The 18,776-nt window shown below is 57.9% G+C and carries 17 protein-coding genes; 7 read left to right on the top strand and 10 right to left on the bottom strand.

Going from position 1 to position 18,776, the window contains the following annotated elements; translation table 11 throughout:
- Nucleotides 1-22: 22 nt before the first annotated feature.
- Nucleotides 23-529, top strand: coding sequence for a DUF2505 domain-containing protein (locus tag BMZ01_RS08295; RefSeq protein WP_092286361.1), 507 nt, complete (start codon nucleotides 23-25; stop codon nucleotides 527-529).
- Between the two features lie 190 nt (nucleotides 530-719).
- Nucleotides 720-1,562, top strand: coding sequence for an LmeA family phospholipid-binding protein (locus BMZ01_RS08300; RefSeq protein WP_143067477.1), 843 nt, complete (start codon nucleotides 720-722; stop codon nucleotides 1,560-1,562).
- Here BMZ01_RS08300 and BMZ01_RS08305 read toward each other — a convergent pair.
- From BMZ01_RS08305 to BMZ01_RS08340, 8 genes are all read right to left on the bottom strand, one after another.
- Nucleotides 1,551-2,069, bottom strand: a complete 519-nt coding sequence (locus BMZ01_RS08305; RefSeq protein ID WP_092286365.1) for a hypothetical protein — start codon at nucleotides 2,067-2,069, stop codon at nucleotides 1,551-1,553. The two genes, BMZ01_RS08300 and BMZ01_RS08305, sit on opposite strands and share 12 nt — an antisense overlap.
- Complete coding sequence (locus BMZ01_RS08310; protein WP_092286367.1) at nucleotides 2,063-2,344, bottom strand: DUF2516 family protein; 282 nt, start codon at nucleotides 2,342-2,344, stop codon at nucleotides 2,063-2,065. Before BMZ01_RS08310 ends, BMZ01_RS08305 begins: the two co-directional genes overlap by 7 nt.
- Nucleotides 2,345-2,515: 171 nt before the next feature.
- A complete protein-coding gene (locus BMZ01_RS08315; protein WP_092286369.1) occupies nucleotides 2,516-3,163 on the bottom strand; it encodes a CGLAU_01105 family protein in 648 nt (215 codons plus the stop codon).
- A 75-nt stretch (nucleotides 3,164-3,238) separates the two neighbouring features.
- A complete protein-coding gene (locus BMZ01_RS08320; RefSeq protein ID WP_223845878.1) occupies nucleotides 3,239-4,516 on the bottom strand; it encodes a DUF445 domain-containing protein in 1,278 nt (425 codons plus the stop codon).
- A 568-nt stretch (nucleotides 4,517-5,084) separates the two neighbouring features.
- Nucleotides 5,085-5,441, bottom strand: a complete 357-nt coding sequence (locus BMZ01_RS08325) for a hypothetical protein (protein WP_092286373.1) — start codon at nucleotides 5,439-5,441, stop codon at nucleotides 5,085-5,087.
- 64 nt (nucleotides 5,442-5,505) lie between these two features.
- Entirely contained in the window at nucleotides 5,506-6,255 is a 750-nt protein-coding gene (locus BMZ01_RS08330) for a succinate dehydrogenase/fumarate reductase iron-sulfur subunit (RefSeq protein ID WP_092286375.1), read from the bottom strand.
- Nucleotides 6,255-8,267 (bottom strand): fumarate reductase/succinate dehydrogenase flavoprotein subunit, encoded by a 2,013-nt coding sequence (locus tag BMZ01_RS08335; protein WP_092286377.1) that lies wholly within the window; start codon nucleotides 8,265-8,267, stop codon nucleotides 6,255-6,257. Before BMZ01_RS08335 ends, BMZ01_RS08330 begins: the two co-directional genes overlap by 1 nt.
- Before the next feature lie 18 nt (nucleotides 8,268-8,285).
- Entirely contained in the window at nucleotides 8,286-9,041 is a 756-nt protein-coding gene (locus tag BMZ01_RS08340; RefSeq protein ID WP_092286379.1) for a succinate dehydrogenase cytochrome b subunit, read from the bottom strand.
- Nucleotides 9,042-9,459: 418 nt separating this feature from the next.
- Between BMZ01_RS08340 and BMZ01_RS11380 the strand changes: the two genes are divergently transcribed.
- The gene (locus BMZ01_RS11380) at nucleotides 9,460-10,986 is read left to right on the top strand and encodes a short-chain fatty acyl-CoA regulator family protein (protein WP_223845874.1); all 1,527 of its coding nucleotides are present in this window, start codon (nucleotides 9,460-9,462) and stop codon (nucleotides 10,984-10,986) included.
- On the opposite strand, the gene BMZ01_RS08355 is transcribed toward BMZ01_RS11380, so the two are convergent.
- Both BMZ01_RS08355 and lpdA read right to left on the bottom strand, forming a co-directional pair.
- Complete coding sequence (locus BMZ01_RS08355) at nucleotides 10,983-11,384, bottom strand: hypothetical protein (RefSeq protein WP_143067479.1); 402 nt, start codon at nucleotides 11,382-11,384, stop codon at nucleotides 10,983-10,985. The two genes, BMZ01_RS11380 and BMZ01_RS08355, sit on opposite strands and share 4 nt — an antisense overlap.
- Nucleotides 11,385-11,520: 136 nt before the next feature.
- Entirely contained in the window at nucleotides 11,521-12,930 is a 1,410-nt protein-coding gene (lpdA, locus tag BMZ01_RS08360; RefSeq protein ID WP_092286383.1) for a dihydrolipoyl dehydrogenase, read from the bottom strand.
- A gap of 609 nt (nucleotides 12,931-13,539) precedes the next feature.
- Between lpdA and BMZ01_RS08365 the strand changes: the two genes are divergently transcribed.
- The 4 genes from BMZ01_RS08365 to BMZ01_RS08380 are packed head-to-tail and all read left to right on the top strand — an operon-like array spanning nucleotide 13,540 to nucleotide 18,769.
- Nucleotides 13,540-14,625: an alpha/beta hydrolase gene (locus BMZ01_RS08365; RefSeq protein ID WP_092286385.1), complete on the top strand. Its 1,086-nt coding sequence runs from the start codon at nucleotides 13,540-13,542 to the stop codon at nucleotides 14,623-14,625.
- Between the two features lie 23 nt (nucleotides 14,626-14,648).
- Nucleotides 14,649-16,691 (top strand): prolyl oligopeptidase family serine peptidase, encoded by a 2,043-nt coding sequence (locus tag BMZ01_RS08370; protein WP_092286387.1) that lies wholly within the window; start codon nucleotides 14,649-14,651, stop codon nucleotides 16,689-16,691.
- Between the two features lie 11 nt (nucleotides 16,692-16,702).
- Entirely contained in the window at nucleotides 16,703-17,911 is a 1,209-nt protein-coding gene (locus BMZ01_RS08375) for a polysaccharide biosynthesis protein (RefSeq protein ID WP_223845875.1), read from the top strand.
- Nucleotides 17,912-17,923: 12 nt separating this feature from the next.
- Nucleotides 17,924-18,769 (top strand): glycosyltransferase, encoded by an 846-nt coding sequence (locus tag BMZ01_RS08380; protein WP_092286389.1) that lies wholly within the window; start codon nucleotides 17,924-17,926, stop codon nucleotides 18,767-18,769.
- The last annotated feature ends 7 nt before the right edge of the window (nucleotides 18,770-18,776 follow it).

Here is an 18,776-nt window from a genome sequence, read left to right on the forward strand (position 1 = left end):
CCTAACGGTACGCTGTTTAGTCATGACGACCCGCAGCGAGAACACAGTGACTATTGACCAGCCGGTATCCAAGGTGCATGCCGCGCTGTGCAACGCCGATTATTGGGCGTTCAACGTCGCGCATCTATCCCCCGAACCCGGTCAGGTTCATGAATTCACGGCGCAGGATGGCGGCGCTGAAGCCGTGCTTTATGAGGTCCTGCCGATGGACATCCTGCCGGAGGCGGTGCGGGCGATGATCAGCCAGGCGCTTAAGGTCAAGCGCGTGGTGAAGGTCGCCCCGCTGGCTGAGGACGGCAGCAGCTCCATCAACTACACCGCCGATGTGAAGGGAACCCCGGTGGACTTCCAGGGTGATATCGCCATGAGCGGCGATGATTCCAGCACCACCTTGAGCTACCAGAATCAGATCGACGTGAAGATCCCCTTCATGGGCCCCGCCATTGAGCCCAAGGTCGGCGAGGCACTGGGCGAGCTCTTCAACAATGAAGGTGCGCTCACTGATCAGTGGATCAAGGAAAACCTCTAAAGCTGAGGGCTTGGGCCTTGGGGCTTTAGCCTTGGGGGCTTTCATTCCGAGATCGGGGTGCGGGGCCCTGGTGCGGGAAGCTTTCGCGTGGGCGAAGTTCCCGAGGGTTTGCCGCACCTTTGGGCTGATGTGCGCGAGTAGCAGAGAAAATTTCTTGCCGCGTAGTAGCGTTTAGGGAACACTGGTCTGCGTGTCTACGCAGCCTATGCCCCCGCAAAAGAAGTCCTCGCCCATCGGCATCATTGTCAGCATCCTGGTGGTGCTGGCAGTTCTGTTGGCGCTTTTAGAGTTTGGTAGCCGTTGGTACATCGGCAAAGAACTCAAAGAGCAATACCGCCAGCAGGCCTCTGAACAGGGCATTAGTTTGACCCAAGACCCAGAGGTGAGCTTCGGCAGCACCCCACTTTTGGCCACCTTGATCACCAAGAAAGTCGGCGAAGTGAATTTGAGCTTGCCGGATACGGTGAGGATTAAGCAGGGCCATGAGCCGGAGATTCTGGGGCAGCCGGCAACCAACATCAAGATCCACAATCTTGATGTGCATGATCGTGCCAACCCCGTTGCCGAAACCCTGGATCTGCACACTGAGTTGACTGATCCCTTCTTGCTCGCCGTGATGCAGAAGAACATGGCGGAGAAGAAAGATGAGATCCATGTGGATGGCATCGCTGAGCTTTTGGTAGATCAGATCGCTAATATTAATGACCTCAAAAGCGATGGCAGCACCGGTGTGGTGACTGTTTCCTTTAGCAATGGTGCCGCCACCTTGGGGCTAAAACCTCAAACTATCGATGGCAACCTCATGTTTGATGCCACCGATGCTTCCCTCTTTGGCTTTGAGTTGCCCGCTGCGGTAACCGAGAAGCTTTCCGAGGCTCTGAAATCCAGCATGGATCAGGTAACTGGTGCGGAGCAGGGTGATTCCGGCCAGATTCAGATCAATAAGGTCACCGTGGTTGATGGTGCCGTTCAGGTGGATATGAGCGGCCATAATGTTCCGGTGACCAAGGTGGGCACCGAACTACCGAGCTAGCTCCCCGTTAAGGCGTAAAGCCAGCAGGCGGGTGCTTAGTTCACCTTCGCCTTTAATGAGTAGAAGATCCGCCCCAGCATGTTCCGCGGCCCGCGCGAGCGTGTTGGCGGCGTTTTCGTTTAGGTGCTCTAAGTCAATAATCACGCCGAGTTGGGCGGGGTGTGGGATCGCTTCGCGCACGCTAATAATGTCCGCGAGTGCTTTATTGAGATCCTCTACATCCGCGGTGGCCACGCTGAGGTAGATGCGTTTGGCCCCGCATTGGAGCGCGAAACGCGCCTCAGCAGCCTTAATAAGGCTGTGGTGCTGCCCGGTGGGATAACCAGCCACACTGGCTACTTCAATTGATTGTGCGCGCTTTTGGGCGGTGTTTAGGGCGTGCACAATCTGGGTAGGGGGAACACAAATTGCGGGTATTTCTTCTTTCGCGGCGCGTTCCAGGCCAGCATCAATGTCTGCTGCCCCACCATGGGGGTCAAGGACGTGCAGTTCCGCGGCGCTTACCACGTGGAATTACCCGAAAGAATGTCTTTGATTTGGGGGCGGACATCAAACCAATAGATGCCGATAACCACCATGCCTACCCAGGAGACAATCGGGATACCGATAATAAGTGCGCCGGCGCTGCCGATCAGCATGGCTCCCCAAATGTGGCCGGGTTGGCGGTCAGCGGCGGTGAAAGCATCAGCGCGGGTGATGAAGGCGGTGACTGCACCGATGATGCCGGATAGGGCAACAAGGAGGTACAAACCGTATTCGATGTAGCTTAGGATGCTCAGCATGCAGATGCTCTCTCAGAATGAGGGGCCTAAACGGCAAAGGCCTAGGGGCAGGAGGTCAGGGGTCAGTATCTTTCAAGGGCCGAACGGTGTGCCAGCAGGGCATAGCCTTCGCGGGGCGAAGCCTTCGAGGTGCGCTCGAGGTGCGCGGCCCTCTTAGACACCCTACTGAACCTACTTTTCTTCGACCACTTCCCCATCGATCACGTCATCGCGGTTTTGCTCGAAGAAGTCATCTTCGATGCGGGCGCGGGTGACCATGGTTTCTAGGCGATGTTTTAGGTCATCGAGGAAGCTATCAGCGCTCTCGCCGGTTTCCTTAATGCCTTCGCGCACCTTATCGGTGGCTTCATCGAAGCTCTTGCGCACCGTGGCGAGGGCATCTTCGAGGGCCGCTTTGGCGTCCTTGGCGTCTTCGGTGTTGCGGGTATCTTTCACCGCTGCGCGCACAGAGGTGCCCATATCGCGCACGAGGTCTTCGAGGTGGCCGGCGAATTTCGCGGTCACCTTCTTCACGTCTTCAACATCATCGACCTTGCCCAGGCGTTCGCGGGCATCCGCCAGCGCGGTCTTGAGGCGATCACTGGGGGTGCGCTGCTCATCAACCTCATCAATGATGGCATGGGCACCATGGGGTTCGGGGTTGTGGGCGCGGTTGCGGTAGCGGGCAGCGAAGTCCTCCATCACATCACCAAGGGCAGTGCCAGCGGATTGGAATGCCTTGGTTACATCGCGCAGCGAGTCGAGGACAGACTCGCGGTGGGAGGCCTCCGAGGTCTCGGGGGTTCCTGGGTTGGTGAGGTCGTCATTGGGGTTGGTCATGGTGCTTGTCCTCCTTGAGGATGTACTGCTTAGCGCGGTGTATGTGGGGAAACCTTTGGGGTTAGATATCAGCATTTAGAAGCTAAAGAGCAACTGGCTCACAGTGTAAATGGCAAGTCCGGCTAGTGCACCCACAATCGTGCCATTAAGGCGAATGAATTGCAGGTCTTTACCTACCATGAGCTCGATCTTTTCGCTTGCTTCAGCGGCATCCCAGCGTTGCACGGTTTCCGAAATAATCGAGGTGATTTCCTCGGAGTAGTTGTCCGCTAGGAAGGCCGCCGCACCAGTAATACGGCGATCTAAGGAGGCCCGTAGTTCTGGGTCAGAATGTAGGCGCTCACCCCATTGCAAGCACAACTCGGTGATCTTGCGGCGCAATAAGGATTCCGGGTCCTCGCTGGATTCAATCAGTGAGGCGGACAGGCTACGCCATAAGGTGGCTGCAGCATTTTGGACCGGGGTGGAGCCCATAATGTCTTCTTTGAGGGCTTCCATGCGCGCCACCATGGTGGGGTCTTCTTGCAGATCCGTGGCTAGTTGGCGTAGGAATTTCCGGATCGCATGGCGGGCTTGGTGGTCCGGGTTATTGCTTACCGCGGAGGTAAAACTCACTAACTCGCGGTGCACTTTCTCGCCGACAATATTGTTGAGGAATTGCGGTGCCCAGATAGGTTTGCGTTCATCAATAACGCGGATAATCAGGTCACCAGAATCAATGGCTTTGCGGTGCGCCCAGCGCAAGGCTTCTTGGATAAGCGGCTCGGTGCGCCCATCTTCAATGAGTTGTTCCAACAAGCGCCCGGCCGGTGGCCCCCACTCTGGGCTTGCAAGTTTTTCAATCACCGCATGGTTAATCACTGCCTCGGCATCAGCGGGGTCCACTGCCCGCACCGCATTGGCGCTCAGTCGGCCGACCTCATGGGAGGCGCGGGCGGCGTTTTCAGGTTGGCACAGCCACTGCCCCAGGCGTTCCGGGATATCCGCTTTGCGGACCTTCTCGGTAATCAGCTCGGCGTTGAGAAAATTTTCTCCCACGAATTCACTGAGCGCTTCACCAAGTTGGTCTTTCTTCCGCGGGATAATCGCGGTGTGCGGAATCTTTAAACCCATGGGGTACCGGAAGAGCGCGGTGACCGCGAACCAGTCCGCTAGGCCACCGATCATGCCGGCCTCCGCGGCCGCGCGCACATACCCCACCCACGCTGGCACCACACCATCGCCACCTGGGTTGTGTTCCACCCAGCGGCAAGCCAGGTAGATCATGGTGGCCACAATAAGCAGGCCGGTAACAAAGGCCTTATGGTTGCGCAGCGTGCGACGACGTTCCGCCTCATCGCTGGGAGCGGGCATCGGAGAAGGCGCGGCAGCTGGAGCAGCAGCTGACGTGGGAGCTAGGGCTGGTATTGCTGCGGGTAGCTCTGGTGAAGCTGCGCCGGCGGGGACATCAGTGGAGTGTTTACCCATAGCTCCCATTATGTCTGTTCCGCGCAGCACACTTCCGCTTAAGTCTTATCCCCTCGGTTCCCCGGGGAGTAGAGAAACCAAAACCCCCGTAGCCAAACTACGAGGGGTGATAGGTTGCGTGGCACCTTGCGCGCGCCCCATCTGCGCGAATTTCAGCTACAAGCGGAGCGGTGGTGCGTGCGGGCGTGCGCGACAGCGCACGGGGGACTGCTGCGTGCATTTGGGAGTATTCAAGTGCTCGCCCCACAGTGTGTGGTCCGAAGGCTTCGCTTCACATTAGGCAAGGAGGTGCAAAAATGTGAGGATGCTGCTTCGTACTCGGTGAGGCGGGTTACTTGGTCTCAGAGGCACATGGTGTCCCCGGCTGCCGCGCACACTTCGCACGCCCCGCACCCCACCTAAAGCGGTGTGTCAATGAAGACGTTCGCGAGGGGGCGAGTGTGGTGCGCTGTGCTTAGTGCAGACGTCCGGTTTCCTTGCGGTACTGACGGTAGTCCGCGCGACCCTTGTGGATTGCCAGTGCGCCGCCGATGAAGAGCACGGCCGTGACAATCAGGCCAAGGATGACGTAGAACGTCGGGTTTTCTTGGCCACCCAGGTTCGGGCGGGTTGCTAGACCGAAGACCAGCATGCCCACACCGGCGAGGCCGGAGAGGCACAGGCCCATGCCGACCCAGGTGATCGTGCGTTCCAGGGAGGAGTGCGGGGCGACCAAGCTGACCGGGGTGTAGCCATCGATGTAGTGCATCCGGCCACCGAACACGGGGAAGCTTTCCTCATGCTTCGCGGCGGCCGCGTGGGCAGTAGACATGACCTTCAAATCTCACTTTCGTGTCAGTGAATAACCGGGCTGGGGGTTTAAAGCACAGCCTAGCTTAATTATCTTTGCCGGAGAAAGCTGCGCGAGCCCGCTCCTTGTTGATAGCCGCAACGGCAGTCAACGGAATGCCAGCCGGGCACACATCGGCGCATTCGCCATAGAGCGAGCAGGGTCCGAAGTTGGTTTCCAGCTCATCAATCATGTGGCGGGCACGGCGGGCGCGTTCTTCCTTACCCAAGGGCAGCAGGGAGAGGTGCACCAGCTTGGCGCCGGTGAATAGGTGCGCAGCACCATTCGGGCAGGCAGCCACACAGGCACCGCAGCCAATGCAGGCGGCGTGGTCCAGGGCGCGCTCAGCCACATCGTGGTTGACGTGCAGGGTATCCGCGTCCGGGGCGGTGCCGGCGTTGATGGAGACGTAGCCACCCTGCTGCATGACACGGTCCAACGCGGAGCGGTCTACCACCATGTCCTTGATGATCGGGTAGGCCGCGGATCGCAGCGGTTCGATCTTGAGGACATCGCCATCGTTGTAGCTCATCAGGCGCTGCTGGCAGGCAGGCTTGTTCTGGTCGGCGCCGTGCGGGCGGCCATTGACCATCAGACCGCAGGTACCACAAATACCTTCGCGGCAGTCTGAAGCGAAAGCGTAGGGCTCTTTGCCTTCTTCGATTAGTCGGTTGTTGACGTGGTCGAGAAGCTCGAGGATGGACATCTGTTCCACAGCGTCCGGAACCTCGACAGTCTCGAAGCGTCCTTCGGTTGTCGGTCCGGCCTGACGCCAGATCTCAAGTGTTAGCTTCATTACTTGTAGTTCCTTGTCTGCAGCGGGATCGATTCGAAGTACAGGGGCTCAGCGTGGCGGATGAAGGTCCCATCCGGGCCGGGCTCCCATGCGGAAACGAAGCACCAGTTCTCATCGTCACGCTCGGCCTCGCCTTCCTCAGAGAGGTGCTCATCGCGGTAGTGAGCGCCACAGGACTCATCGCGGTCCAGTGCGTCCACGCACATGAGCTCACCAAGGTTGATGTAGTCGGCGACGCGGGCGGCGTATTCCAGAACCTGGTTCATCTCATCTTCAGATCCCGTGATGCGCATATTGGCCCAGAAGTCTTCGCGCAGGGCGCGGATCTTCTCGATGCCATCGCGGAGGTCCTTTTCATTGCGGGCCACGCCGCAAGAGAAGTAGAGGATCTCACCAAGTTGACGGTGGTAATAATCCGGTCCGTGCGGATTATCGCCACGAATATTCATGAGCTTCTCAATGCGGGCACGTGCACGATCCACCGCGGCCACAGCTTCGGGGGCATCCTCAGCCAGGCGCTCAGTACCCAGCAGCGGGGCCAGGTAGTTCGGGATGGTGAACGGCAGGGTGAACCAGCCATCAACCGATGCCGAGAGCAGGGAGTTCGCACCCAGGCGGTTGGCACCATGGTAGGTCCAGGAGCACTCGCCGGCGGCGAAGAGACCCGGGATCGAGGTCATTTCATTGAAGTCGGTCCACAGGCCACCCATGGTGAAGTGGCAGGTCGGAGCGACACGCATCGGCGTGGTGTAGGGGTCTTCACCAATGGTCTCTTCATACATTTGGAAGAGGTTGGAGTAGCGTTCCTTCACCGTGTCTTTGCCGAGGCGCTCAATGGCGTCGCGGAAGTCCAGGTAAGCGGAGTTCTTCAGCGGGCCCACACCCAGGCCAGCATTGATCTGCTGGGAGATGGCACGCGATGCCACGTCACGGGGGACGAGGTTACCGAAGGCCGGGTAGCGGCGCTCCAGGAAGTAATCGCGCTCATCCTCGGGGATGGAGTTCGGGTCGCGGTCGTCGCCTTCCTTCTTCGGAGACCACACGCGGCCGTCATTACGCAGCGATTCCGACATCAAAATAGTCTTGGATTGCCAGGTGGAGTTCACCGGCAGACCCGTCGGGTGGAATTGCACGAAGGAGGGGCTGGCCAGGTAAGCGCCAGCATCATAGGCACGCATCACAGCCGAGGCATTAGAGTTCTTTGCCAGGGTGGACATGTGATAGACGTTGCCGTAGCCACCGGTTGCCAGGATCACGGCATGACCAGTGTGAGCGGTGAGCTCACCGGTGATCAGGTTGCGCATGACCAAGCCTTCGCAGCGCTTCTTCCCGTCACGTTCGGTGACGATCACATCCACCATTTCATTGTGGGTGAAGATCTCCACAGTGCCGAGGTGAATCTGGCGCTGCAAGGAGGAAGCGGTGGACAGCTGAAGCTGTTGGCCGGTTTGACCACGGGTGTAGTAGGTACGGGAGACCTGCACACCACCGAAGGAACGGGTAGCCAGGGTGCCGCCGTATTCGCGGGCGAAGGGGGCGCCGATGGCATTCATGTGGTCAATCACGCGGACGGACTCAACGGCTAGACGCCAGCAGTCGGACTCGCGGCAACGGTAGTCGCCGCCCTTAACGGTGTCCTTAACGTGGCGATAAGCGGAGTCATTATCGACCTTCTTGCCACGGGCGGAGTTAACGCCACCCTGCGCAGCAATGGAGTGTGCACGGCGCGGGGCGTCATGGTAGGTGAAGGCCTTAACGTCGTAACCCAGCTCGCCTAATGCCGCGGCAGCAGCGCCACCGGAAAGACCGGTGCCCACAACCAGAACGCGGAACTTACGGCGGTTCAGCGGGGAGACCAGGTTCATGTGGTCTTTTTGGTAATCCCACATGTCCTTGGTGGGAACGCCCTTAGGCTCCGCGGAATCCAGGATCTTGCCTAGCGTCACATCAGCAACGCAGGTGGCCGGCTGGTGGAATTCTGCGCGGGTGGGGGTGTCAGTGTGGTTAGTCATTGATTCTCCTACTCCCTTCTATTGGACCCAGCCGACGGCAATGGACAGCGGCAGGATGATATTGCCAATCATGACGATGGCGGGGACAAGGTAGGAGATGAAGAGCAGCACCGCACGGGTCCGGCGACCGGTAATACCCAGGTCAGAAATAGCCAGGAAGATACCGTGGGAAAGGTGCAGGAAGAGTACCACCATGGCGACGATATAGAAGATCGTCACTGGCCAGCGGGAGAAACTAGCCACCATGTTGGCGTGCACCGCACCATGCTCGAACAGTTCCGAAGCAGCAGGCTGTACACCCAGCGTCAGGTCCAGAATGTGGAAGATGATGAAGAGCAGCAGCACGAGGCCGGTAACAATCATCGTCCGGGTGGTAAAGGAGTTCAGTCCACCAATTAAGTTGGTGCGACGGAACTTGCCGCGCGAGCGACTAGCACGCCCGTGCAGCGCAAATGCGCCATAAACGTGGAGCACCAAGCTAACGAGCAAAACAATGCGGAAGATCCACAGGATCGACTCCCGCGGGAAAATCGGTTCGCCCATGGTGCGCAGGAACTCGCCGTACACATCAATGGCGTATTGGCCGTCATGCATCGGCATGAACAGCTTCAAGTTACCCACCATGTGGACGAGCACGAAGAGACCAAAGAGCAGGCCGGTGATGGCCATGGTCAGCTTGATTGCCCACGTGGGATAAGCCGGCAGCTTGCGCAACGGCTTCTCGGTAATTTTGCCGTGACGGATGGCGTCACGGTCTGCAGTTTTATTAGTCATTGCACCTCCAGTGTCACTTCTCACTGTACGGTCAGAGTCGTGTCCTTACCTATTCCTCAGCCCTCCTTTTCGCGTGAGGAAGGTGGTCACAACCTGCAAAAACGGCTATTTTTAGGCTAGCCTGACCTAGCAAGCCCCACACCCCTCGACTCATTTCCCAACGAAGGGGGCCTCTTCACAGAATGTAAGTGAGTTTTGTCACATAACCCTCTAAAGCGGGGCCATGCCACCCCAAACGGATTCAACCTTTAGGCGGAGAGCTACCCCTAAGTGAGATCCCATCCGTCACAGCAACCCCAGCTTTAGAGCTTCTCCCTGCGTTAATGCTTCCGGTACCGACCGTACGGTTTGTGAAACTTCGCCAAACCGGAAAGCGAAGATTCTTAACAAGTGAGCCTGCTCACGTACGATCAACCTCATGGGAAAAACATTCGTGGGATCGCGCCTGCGCCAGCTGCGCCGGGAACGCGATCTCAGCCAAGCCTCCCTGGCTGAAACCCTCGGGTTATCACCGAGTTATGTCAACCAGATCGAACACGATGTTCGCCCGCTTACGGTCCCGGTCCTCATGCGCATCACCGAGGCCTTCGGTGTGGACGCCACCTTCTTCTCCCGCGATGATGATTCCCGCCTCCTCGCCGAGCTCCAAGACGTCGTCCTCGATAAAGAGCTCTGCCCTTCCCCGGTTGAACTCCAAGAACTCTCCGAGTTGGTCTACAACCACCCCTCCATCGCGCGCACCATCGTCGATATGCATCGCCGTTATTGCAATGTGCGCGACAAGCTTTCGCTGGCCACCGACACCCGCCACCGCAGCAGCAGCGAAGCACTCGCCATGCCGCACGAGGAGGTCCGCGATTTCTTCTATGCGCGTCAAAATTATTTCGATGACATCGACAAGGCCGCCGAAAAACTCGCCCGCGATTTAAACCTCCAACGCGCCAATAATCGCTCCACCGAGGAGGCACTGGTCACCCGCCTGCATTCCCATGGGGTGAGTATTCATCTCGCCCAAAGCACAGATATTGCTTCCCCCGAGATCACCCCCGCCGGCTCCACCAACATCGCACCCCCGCCGCAGGCGGCCCCCGCTGCCGCGCCAGCTATGAGTTCCATTCGGCGTAGCCATAGCAACCTCGGTGCTGATACCACCCAGCACCGCTTCGATGCGGAGACTCGTCGCCTCTACTTAGCTGAAGAGTTAAGCACCGGGCAGCGGTGTTTTCGCATGGCCACCGAACTAGCCCACCTCGAACATGACCTGGTGGATAAAGCCATCGCTGATGCTGGTTTTAGTGGCGAAGCCGCAGCCGCCCTAGCTACCCGCGGGGTGGCTAGTTATTTCGCGGCAGCCCTCCTTATGCCCTATACGAGTTTCCATAGCGAGGCAGAACGCCAAGGCTATGACATCGACTACCTACGCCAAGTCTTCGGCATGGGCTATGAAACCACCTGTCACCGACTCTCCACCTTGCAGCGCCCGGGGCTACGCGGCATTCCTTTTACCTTCGTCCGCGTAGATCGTGCCGGTAATGTCTCCAAGCGCCAATCCGCCACCGGCTTCCACTTCTCCAACTCCGGTGGCACCTGTCCGTTATGGAATGTTTACGAGACTTTCTCCGACCCCGGCACCATCAAACGCCAAGTCGCCCAGATGCCTGATGGCCGCACCTACTTCTGGGTTGCCCGCACCGTCCGCCACCGCAGCGCGCACTACACCCAACCCGACAAACTATTCTCCATCGGTCTTGGCTGCGATATCCGCCATGCGCATCGCACCGTCTACTCCCAAGGCCTAGACCTCAGCAACCTAGGGGCTGCCACCCCCATCGGTGTGGGCTGCCGGGTATGCAGTCGATCCCACTGTGCCCAGCGGGCTTTCCCCCAAATCCACGCCGAGCTTCATATCGATGCTCACCGCTCTTCCGTCGCACCCTATGACTAATCTTCTTCCTCTGCGCTAGGGTGTGGGCGTTGTGGGCGGTCTGCAAAATAAGAGATCGACTCAAAGAAAGCTTTGGTGGCGCGCATCTCGGATTCTTCATATTGAATCCACGCCAAGACCACCAGCGGGTCCGTCAAAATCTCTTCGCGTACTTGCTCTTCCGGCAGTGCATCCCGCATTTTGCGCATAATGTCGCGGGATCCTGGGGCGCTAGCCGGGGCTGGTGATGTTTGCTGGGCCCACCAGCGGCACACTGTTGCTCGTGATACCTGGAAGGTGGAGCTCGCGTAGTCCACAGCCTCATCCACGCTGGCGTGGATCCCCTGATCCAGCTCATTGTGGATGTGTTTCAACACGCGATCCCTTAAGGAGAAATCGACGTGGCGATGAGCAGCCATGTCTTTCATCATGGCTGATTCTTAGCCACCGCGCGGGATCTTTGAGCCAACTCACATAGAAAAGCACCCGGCACAGTCCCTAGGTCTTCTTCAGGGATGTGCCGGGCGCTTCTTTAAGCGGTGTGCGCCAGGGGGTTTAGAGGTTAATCATGTGCCCCATGGTGCCTTCAGCGGCTTCCTTCATGGCTTCCGAAAGGGTCGGGTGCGTGTGCACATTGCGACCAATTTCTTCGGCAGTCAGGTCGAAGCGCTGGGCCAAGGTGAGCTCCGGAAGGAGTTCGGACACATTGGAACCAACCATGTGGCCACCAATGAGTTCACCGAATTCACCATCAACCACCAGCTTCACAAAACCAGCGGTCTCAGCCAGGCCAGCGGCCTTACCATTAGCGCTAAAGGGGAAGGTGGCCACCTTGATTTCGCGGTCCGGGAACTTCTCGCGGGCAGCGTCTTCGGTGTAACCGAAGGAAGCAACCTGCGGGTTACAGAAGGTGGCGCGCGGCATCATCATGTAGTCGCCGAGCTCCATGGTCTCTGCATCAGCAATGGTCTCAGCGGCTACCACGCCCTGGGCTTCAGCAACGTGCGCCAGTTGGAGCTTCGCGGTGACATCACCGATGGCATAAATGTGGTCAACGCTGGTGCGCATGCGCTCATCCACATCAATGGCGCCACGCTCGGTGAGCTTCACACCGGTGTTCTCCAGGCCGAAGCCTTCCACGCGCGGGGCGAACCCAACGGAGATCAGCACGCGATCCACGGTGAGGGTTTCGGACTTGGAGCCATCCTTGGATTCCACGTCCACCTCCACGGAGTCGCCATTATCGCGAACCGCGGTGGTCTTGTGGCCGGTCAGCAGCTTCACGCCGAGCTTCTTATAGTGCTTGGCGATTTCCTTGGAGACGTCCTTGTCCTCATTGGGCAGGACGCGGTCCATAAACTCCACGATGGTGATGTCTACCCCGTAGTTGGCCAAGACATAGGCGAATTCCATGCCGATAGCACCGGCACCGACAATCACCATGGACTTCGGCAGCTCAGAGTTGAGGATCTGTTCCTCATAAGAGACTACATTTCCGCCCAGTTCGATACCGGGCAGGGAGCGTACGACCGAGCCAGTGGCGATAATGCAATTGTCGAAAGTGACGGTCTTACCCTTGTCATCACCTTCGGTGATTTCAATAGTGTTCGCGTCAGTGAAGGAACCAAAACCATTAATTTCGGTGATTTTGTTCTTCTTCATCAGGTAGTGCACGCCCTTGACGATCCCGGCGGAAACCTTGCGGGAACGAGAGTGTGCGGCACCAAAGTCGAAGGTCACTTCGCCGGAGATGCCGAAGGTCTTAGCTTCATGGTTAAAGGTATGGGCTACTTCTGCGTTCTTTAATAGAGCTTTAGAGGGGATACAGCCAACATTGAGGCATACGCCACCCCAATATTGTTTCTCCACCACGGCAACTTTCTTGCCTAGCTGGGAAGCACGGATAGCGGCTACATAGCCACCGGGGCCAGCGCCGAGAACGACAACGTCATAATGTTCAGTCACGGGTTTAAGGGTACTTACCCTAAGCCGGAAGAGCTAACCAAATGATGTCCTGCTTCATGTTTTCGCAGTTTTGTTGTGTAGGACGCATTAATAGTTAGCCGCCGGAGTCCACATTTTCGCGAAAACTACTCAGTTTTCAGCCCCCACGCCCCCAAGCGACCTCCCAGCGGCCACCTGGACCAGGCCAGCCTAAGAAGCAATCTTGTTTCCCTCCCCCGGGGGTAACGCGCTGCTCAGCTAGGCAGATACACCAAGCAGAACATTCCTTCAGTCCCGCTGATTTTGAGGCAGGAATAGCAAAAGCCTGCCGAGAATCTTCGTGAAAGAAGAGGCTCTCAACAGGCTTGGATGCACCGGGCTTAGAAAGCGCCAATGGCGTGGCTACCCAGGCTAATCGCCTGGAAGAATTCGTGGATCATGGGCCCGATGGCGGTATTCACGGCAACGATGAGAGCTTCGATGGGGTTCAAGGAGTGTCCTTCGGTAGTTGAGATATGAAACTTACCCGGTAGATTATGTCACTGAAACCACTTGCGCAACACCTTAAGTGTGTAAAAGCTGCTAGGATCAACCCGATTGCCGAACTCAGAGGAAGACACACCGAAGACTATGAAGCAGACTCGTCGTACCCTCGCCGCCGCGCTCCTTAGCGCCGCGACCGCGATGGCCGCGTTCAGCCCGGCCGCTGGTGCCGCACCCCAAACCCCGAATGATGTTGCTGGCGGTGTCGCTCAGTCCACCATTTCGGTTAGCGATGGCACCATTAATGGTTCCGTTCCGGAATGGTTAGAGGAAGTGACCTCCCGCGCACATGTGCAGCTGGTGAATGCCTACTCGCCTTCCATGCAGCGTCAGGTTCCCCTGGTGCTCATTAAGGGCGGCGACCAGAATCTTGCTAACCCCACCCTGTACCTGCTCAATGGTGCTGACGGTGGCGAAGCTGGCGCCAACTGGATCCAGCAGTCCGATGTGCTGGATTTCTATGCTGACAAGAATGTCAACGTGGTGATCCCCATGGCTGGCCAGTTCTCCTACTACACCGACTGGGTCACCGAACCGGCTCAGCTGGGCGGTAAGCAAATGTGGGAGACCTTCCTAACCAAGGAACTGCCGGGCCCGATCGAGTCTTGGCTGGGCGCTAATAACAAGCGCGCCATTGCTGGTATGTCCATGTCGGCTACCTCTTCCCTGCTCTTGGCTGAGCACAACCCGGACTTCTATGACGCGGTTGGTTCTTTCTCTGGCTGTGCTGCCACCTCCTCCCCGCACACTGACGCAATGATCAACGTCACCTTGGAGCGTGTGAACTCCAACTCCACTCAAATGTGGGGCCCGATGGGCAGCGATCTGCGTTATTGGAATGATGGCCTGCTCAACGCCGATAAGCTGCGCGGGAAGGAAATCTACGTCTCCAACGGTTCTGGTCTGGCCGGCTACTGGGATATGCCCAGCAACCCGCGTCTAGCTAAGTTCGACCCGGCTGTGGCCTATGCTGCTTCCGTTCAGACCACCGTCATTGGCGGCCTGATTGAAGCTGGCACCAATGCCTGCACCCATGACCTGCGGGTGAAGCTAGATAGCGAAGGTATCCCCGCTGACTTCAACTTCCGTCCCACCGGCACCCACACCTGGGGTTATTGGGAGGAAGACCTGCGCGACTCCTGGGCAACCTTCGCCCGCGCCTTCTACCGCTAAGAGCCGTAGTAAAGTCGCGATTCATGGATCGTGACCGTATTCTTAGCACCCCGGCAGCCGAGCTGGAGCCCATTGACTCCCCGGCTGCCCTCGACTGGGCTTCCCAGTGGACCGCCGCTACAACCGCCGCATTAAGGGAGGATGCTGAACCTTTAGAGGCAGAATTTTTAGAAATTCTGGACTCCGAGGATCGCATCCCCCTGGTGGTTCGTCGCGGCGATTTTTTATATAACTTTTGGCGCGATCGCGAACACCCCCGCGGTATATGGCGGCGAACCCGCGAACTTCCCACCCACGATGAGATCACCTGGGAGATCCTCATCGACGTGGATGAGTTAGCCCAAACGGAAGAAGAAAGCTGGGTGTGGAAGGGCGCTCGGGTAAGAAGCCCCGAATACGATCGCGCACTGATCTCCCTTTCTCGCGGCGGTTCCGATGCTGTGGTCATCCGCGAGTTCGATCTGCTCAAGGGCACATTCGTAGAAGATCAGTCCTTCACCTTGGCGGAAGCTAAATCGGATCTCAGCTGGGTGGATCTTGACCATGTGCTGGTGGGCACCGACACCGGGGAAGAATCACTGACAGACTCCGGGTATCCGGTGGAGTCTCGGTTGTGGCGGCGCGGCCAAAAAATTTCTGAAGCCCCGGTGGTTATTCGCGGCGAAAAACAAGATATTGCGGTGGGTGCGTGGGCGGATCCCACCCCGGGTTTTGAGCGTATTTTCGCTCGCCGCGCACTCGATTTTTATACCGCTGAACATTATGTCTTAGATATCGAAGAAGGCAGCAGCCAGCGCATCGAGGTGCCTATTGACGCTGAGATCCTGGTGCACCGCGAGTTCCTTTTTGTGATGCCGCGAAGCGACTATGCCGGCATCCCCGGCGGTGGTTTGGGCGTTACCTTATTGGCGGATTTCTTAGCTGGAGATCAGCGCCTAGCGGAAGTTTTTAGCCCCACGGCGTCTCGTAGCTTGCAAAGCGTGCGCTTTAGCAAAAATTTTGTACTACTTGGCACCCTCAATAATGTTGCCAGCTCCATTGAAGCCATTGCGCTAAGCGACCTCCCGCTTCCTGGGAAACCCACGCCGCTTCACACCACCGCCATTGAGTTGCCGGAGCTGGTCACCGCCAGCATCGCAGCTACTGCGGCCCTCGAGGGGGATGAGGTTTTTATCCTCACCTCTTCTTTTCTAATTCCCAGCACGCTGTTACGCGTTGATCTCGCCAGCTCCACCACCCCAACGCTGGTGCGTACGTCACCTGCACATTTTGATGCTGAGGGTATGGAAACCCGGCAGCATTGGGTGGTGTCAAAAGATGGCACCCGCATCCCCTACTTCATTAGTGGGCGTTTTGCTGATGCTCCCCAACCCACGTTGGTGAGTGCCTATGGCGGTTTTGAGGTGTCCCGGGTGCCCTACTATTCCGCATTGACTGGCAAGAGTTGGTTAGAGCGCGGTGGGCTATGGGTATTGGCGAATATTCGCGGTGGTGGGGAGTTCGGACCGCAGTGGCATTCTCAGGCGGTGAAACATAATCGCCACCTGGTGTTTGAGGACTACCAGGCAGTGCTGGAAGACCTAGTGCGCCGCGGCTACACCACCACAGAGCACTTGGGGATTCGCGGAGGTTCCAATGGTGGCTTGCTGACCAGCCAGGCGGTGACCGCCTACCCGGAGCTTTTCCATGCTGCGGTGGTGCAGGTGCCGCTGACTGATATGTTGCGCTATCACCGTTGGTTAGCGGGTGCTTCATGGGTGGCGGAATATGGTGATCCGGATGATCCGGCAGATCGTGAGGTCTTAGAAAGCTACTCCCCGCTGCATAATGTGGTGGATCATCACCAGCGCCCCTACCCGGCAACCTTGGTGACTACCTCTACCCGTGATGATCGGGTGCACCCAGCGCATGCCCGGCTTTTTGCTCGCCGTTTAGTAGAAGCCGGGCAGCCCGTGGATTATCTAGAAAACCAAGAAGGTGGGCATGCCGGTGCGGCAGATAATAAACAGGTGGCACAAATGGAGTCTTTGATTTTCACCTGGTTGTGGGCGCAGTGCGCGCTCTAAGCCTAGCGACTGTGATTGCCGCGGCCAGCGGCTTCATTGTCATATCCATTGGCACCTGGGCTCTTAGCCCAGTTGATGCGGCCAGTTTCCAAGCCTATTGGGGTTTATTCTTCGCACTGGCGGGATTACTTGATGGGCTGATGTTGGAAACAACGCGCTCTACCTCCGCTGCTCGCATGAAAGTGAATAAGGCGCGGCAGACCGGCAGCACCGCGGTGGTAGAAGGCCATGCGCAGCTGCGGGAGGCGGGGCTCGGGAAGCTCGCTTATCCTTGGCGTTTTGCGGGCATTGTGGGTGGCAGTGTCTGTGCGGTGATTCTGCTTTCCGGGTGGTTGTGGATGCCGCTTTTGATTGAGTCCACGCATCCGATCGGCCCGATTGCGCTATTGGGTGTGGGGTTGGTGTCTTATGCCTACCAGGCGACCTTGTCTGGGGTGTTGTCTGGGCTGGGGTTGTGGCGGCGTTATGCGCTGTTGATTGCGCTGGATGCGGTGGTGCGCCTGGTGTTATCGCTGGCGTTTTGGGCGCTGGGGTTAGGTCTGCTGGGATTTTGTGTGATCACGGTGATTGGTGCAGCCAGTTGGACCTTGTTATTGCGTGGGGTGCCGCGCCCGCAGATTGATGTGAGCCCGCAATTATTTAGGCGGCACGTGTATTCCGCGATGGTGGCCAGTGGTTCTTCGGCCGCGATGATTACGGGATTCCCGGTGCTGGTGCAGGGCACCTTCCGTGGTGAGGTGGGCGTGGCCGCCATTATTTTGGCGGTGACCTTAACCCGCGCACCGATTTTGGTACCTTTGCAGCGCTTCCAATCTGCCCTGACGGTGCGTTTTGTGCAGGCTGAGCGCGCTATTTATCGCTCCTTGGCCGCACCGGTGGGGCTGGTATTAGGCGCCGGTGTTGTGGGGGCGGCGGCAGCGTGGTTGCTGGGGCCGTGGATTTTGTCGATTGTTTATGCGCCAACCTATGCCATGCCTGGTGTGATTTTGGCGGTGTTGACCTTCGCCTCGAGTTGCACGGGGGCGCTGATGGTCACCGGGACGGCCACCTTGGCGAAGGAAAAGCATGCGTGGTACGTGGCCGGGTGGGTGGCGGCTTCCTTGGGTGCCCTGGGGATTTTGCTTTTGCCTTTGGGGCTTTATGAGGCGGTGTGTGCGGCTTTGATTATTGCGCCGGCGGTGGGGGCTGGCATTCACATGTGGGCGTTGAAAGACTGCTAGGATCTGCAATTCATGACTACGCCACAGTTGAGCTGTTTAATGAGCATCTACCTGGGCACCCAAGCCCAGCAGCTGAAGCTCACCTTGGATAGCCTGGCAGCCCAAACGCGCCCGGCCGATGAGATTGTGCTGGTAGAAGATGGTCCCATTAGCCCTGAGGTGCAGCAGCTCGTAGCGGAGTTTAAGCAGCAGCACCCGCAGCTGCGCAGCGTGGTGTTGGCAGAAAATGGCGGGTTGGGGCGCGCTTTAGCTGCCGGTTTAGCCACCATTGAGATGGATTATGTGGCCCGCATTGATAGTGATGATGTGGCCTTCCCGCAGCGTTTTGAAAAGCAATTAGCTTTCTTTTCCTCTCAACCAGCAAACACCGCGGCGGTGGGCACCCCGGTTGCTGAGTTTGAGCACACCCCCGGGGATTCCGACACTATCCGACGCTTGCCTGAAAGTGCAGCGGAATGTGCGCGTTATGTGAAGCTGAATTCCCCGCTGAATCATCCTTCGGTGATGATGCGCACCAAGCTCATTAAAGAGGTGGGCGGGTATCAACCCGTTCACCAGATGGAAGATTATGACCTGTGGGCGCGGCTAATTTCGGCTGGTTATCAGCTGGTTAATATGCCCGAAGCGCTCACCTATTTCCGGGTGGATGATGCCCAATTTGCCCGCCGCACCGGCAAGGGCATGTTCGCTGCGGAAAGGCAGATGCAGCGCAATTTAGTGTCTTATGGGTTAGTGTCCCGCCCTCGCGCGCTGTTGAATCTGGTGATGCGTAGTGCGTATCGCATGCTTCCGCGGGGGATACTACGCCGCGCGTATGCGCGACTATTCCATCGTGGCCAGCACAGCCAGCTAACATAGGGGGCAC

It is taken from the genome of Corynebacterium spheniscorum (assembly GCF_900113445.1).
Lineage (GTDB): Bacteria > Actinomycetota > Actinomycetes > Mycobacteriales > Mycobacteriaceae > Corynebacterium > Corynebacterium spheniscorum.

Coding starts and splice junctions, on each gene's coding strand:
- BMZ01_RS08295 (WP_092286361.1), top strand. CDS start 23: ATGACGACCCGCAGCGAGAACACAGTGACTATTGACCAGCCGGTATCC.
- BMZ01_RS08310 (WP_092286367.1), bottom strand. CDS start 2,344: ATGCTGAGCATCCTAAGCTACATCGAATACGGTTTGTACCTCCTTGTT.
- BMZ01_RS08315 (WP_092286369.1), bottom strand. CDS start 3,163: ATGACCAACCCCAATGACGACCTCACCAACCCAGGAACCCCCGAGACC.
- BMZ01_RS08320 (WP_223845878.1), bottom strand. CDS start 4,516: ATGCCCGCTCCCAGCGATGAGGCGGAACGTCGTCGCACGCTGCGCAAC.
- BMZ01_RS08325 (WP_092286373.1), bottom strand. CDS start 5,441: ATGTCTACTGCCCACGCGGCCGCCGCGAAGCATGAGGAAAGCTTCCCC.
- BMZ01_RS08330 (WP_092286375.1), bottom strand. CDS start 6,255: ATGAAGCTAACACTTGAGATCTGGCGTCAGGCCGGACCGACAACCGAA.
- BMZ01_RS08335 (WP_092286377.1), bottom strand. CDS start 8,267: ATGACTAACCACACTGACACCCCCACCCGCGCAGAATTCCACCAGCCG.
- BMZ01_RS08340 (WP_092286379.1), bottom strand. CDS start 9,041: ATGACTAATAAAACTGCAGACCGTGACGCCATCCGTCACGGCAAAATT.
- BMZ01_RS11380 (WP_223845874.1), top strand. CDS start 9,460: ATGGGAAAAACATTCGTGGGATCGCGCCTGCGCCAGCTGCGCCGGGAA.
- BMZ01_RS08355 (WP_143067479.1), bottom strand. CDS start 11,384: ATGGCTGCTCATCGCCACGTCGATTTCTCCTTAAGGGATCGCGTGTTG.
- BMZ01_RS08365 (WP_092286385.1), top strand. CDS start 13,540: ATGAAGCAGACTCGTCGTACCCTCGCCGCCGCGCTCCTTAGCGCCGCG.
- BMZ01_RS08370 (WP_092286387.1), top strand. CDS start 14,649: ATGGATCGTGACCGTATTCTTAGCACCCCGGCAGCCGAGCTGGAGCCC.
- BMZ01_RS08380 (WP_092286389.1), top strand. CDS start 17,924: ATGACTACGCCACAGTTGAGCTGTTTAATGAGCATCTACCTGGGCACC.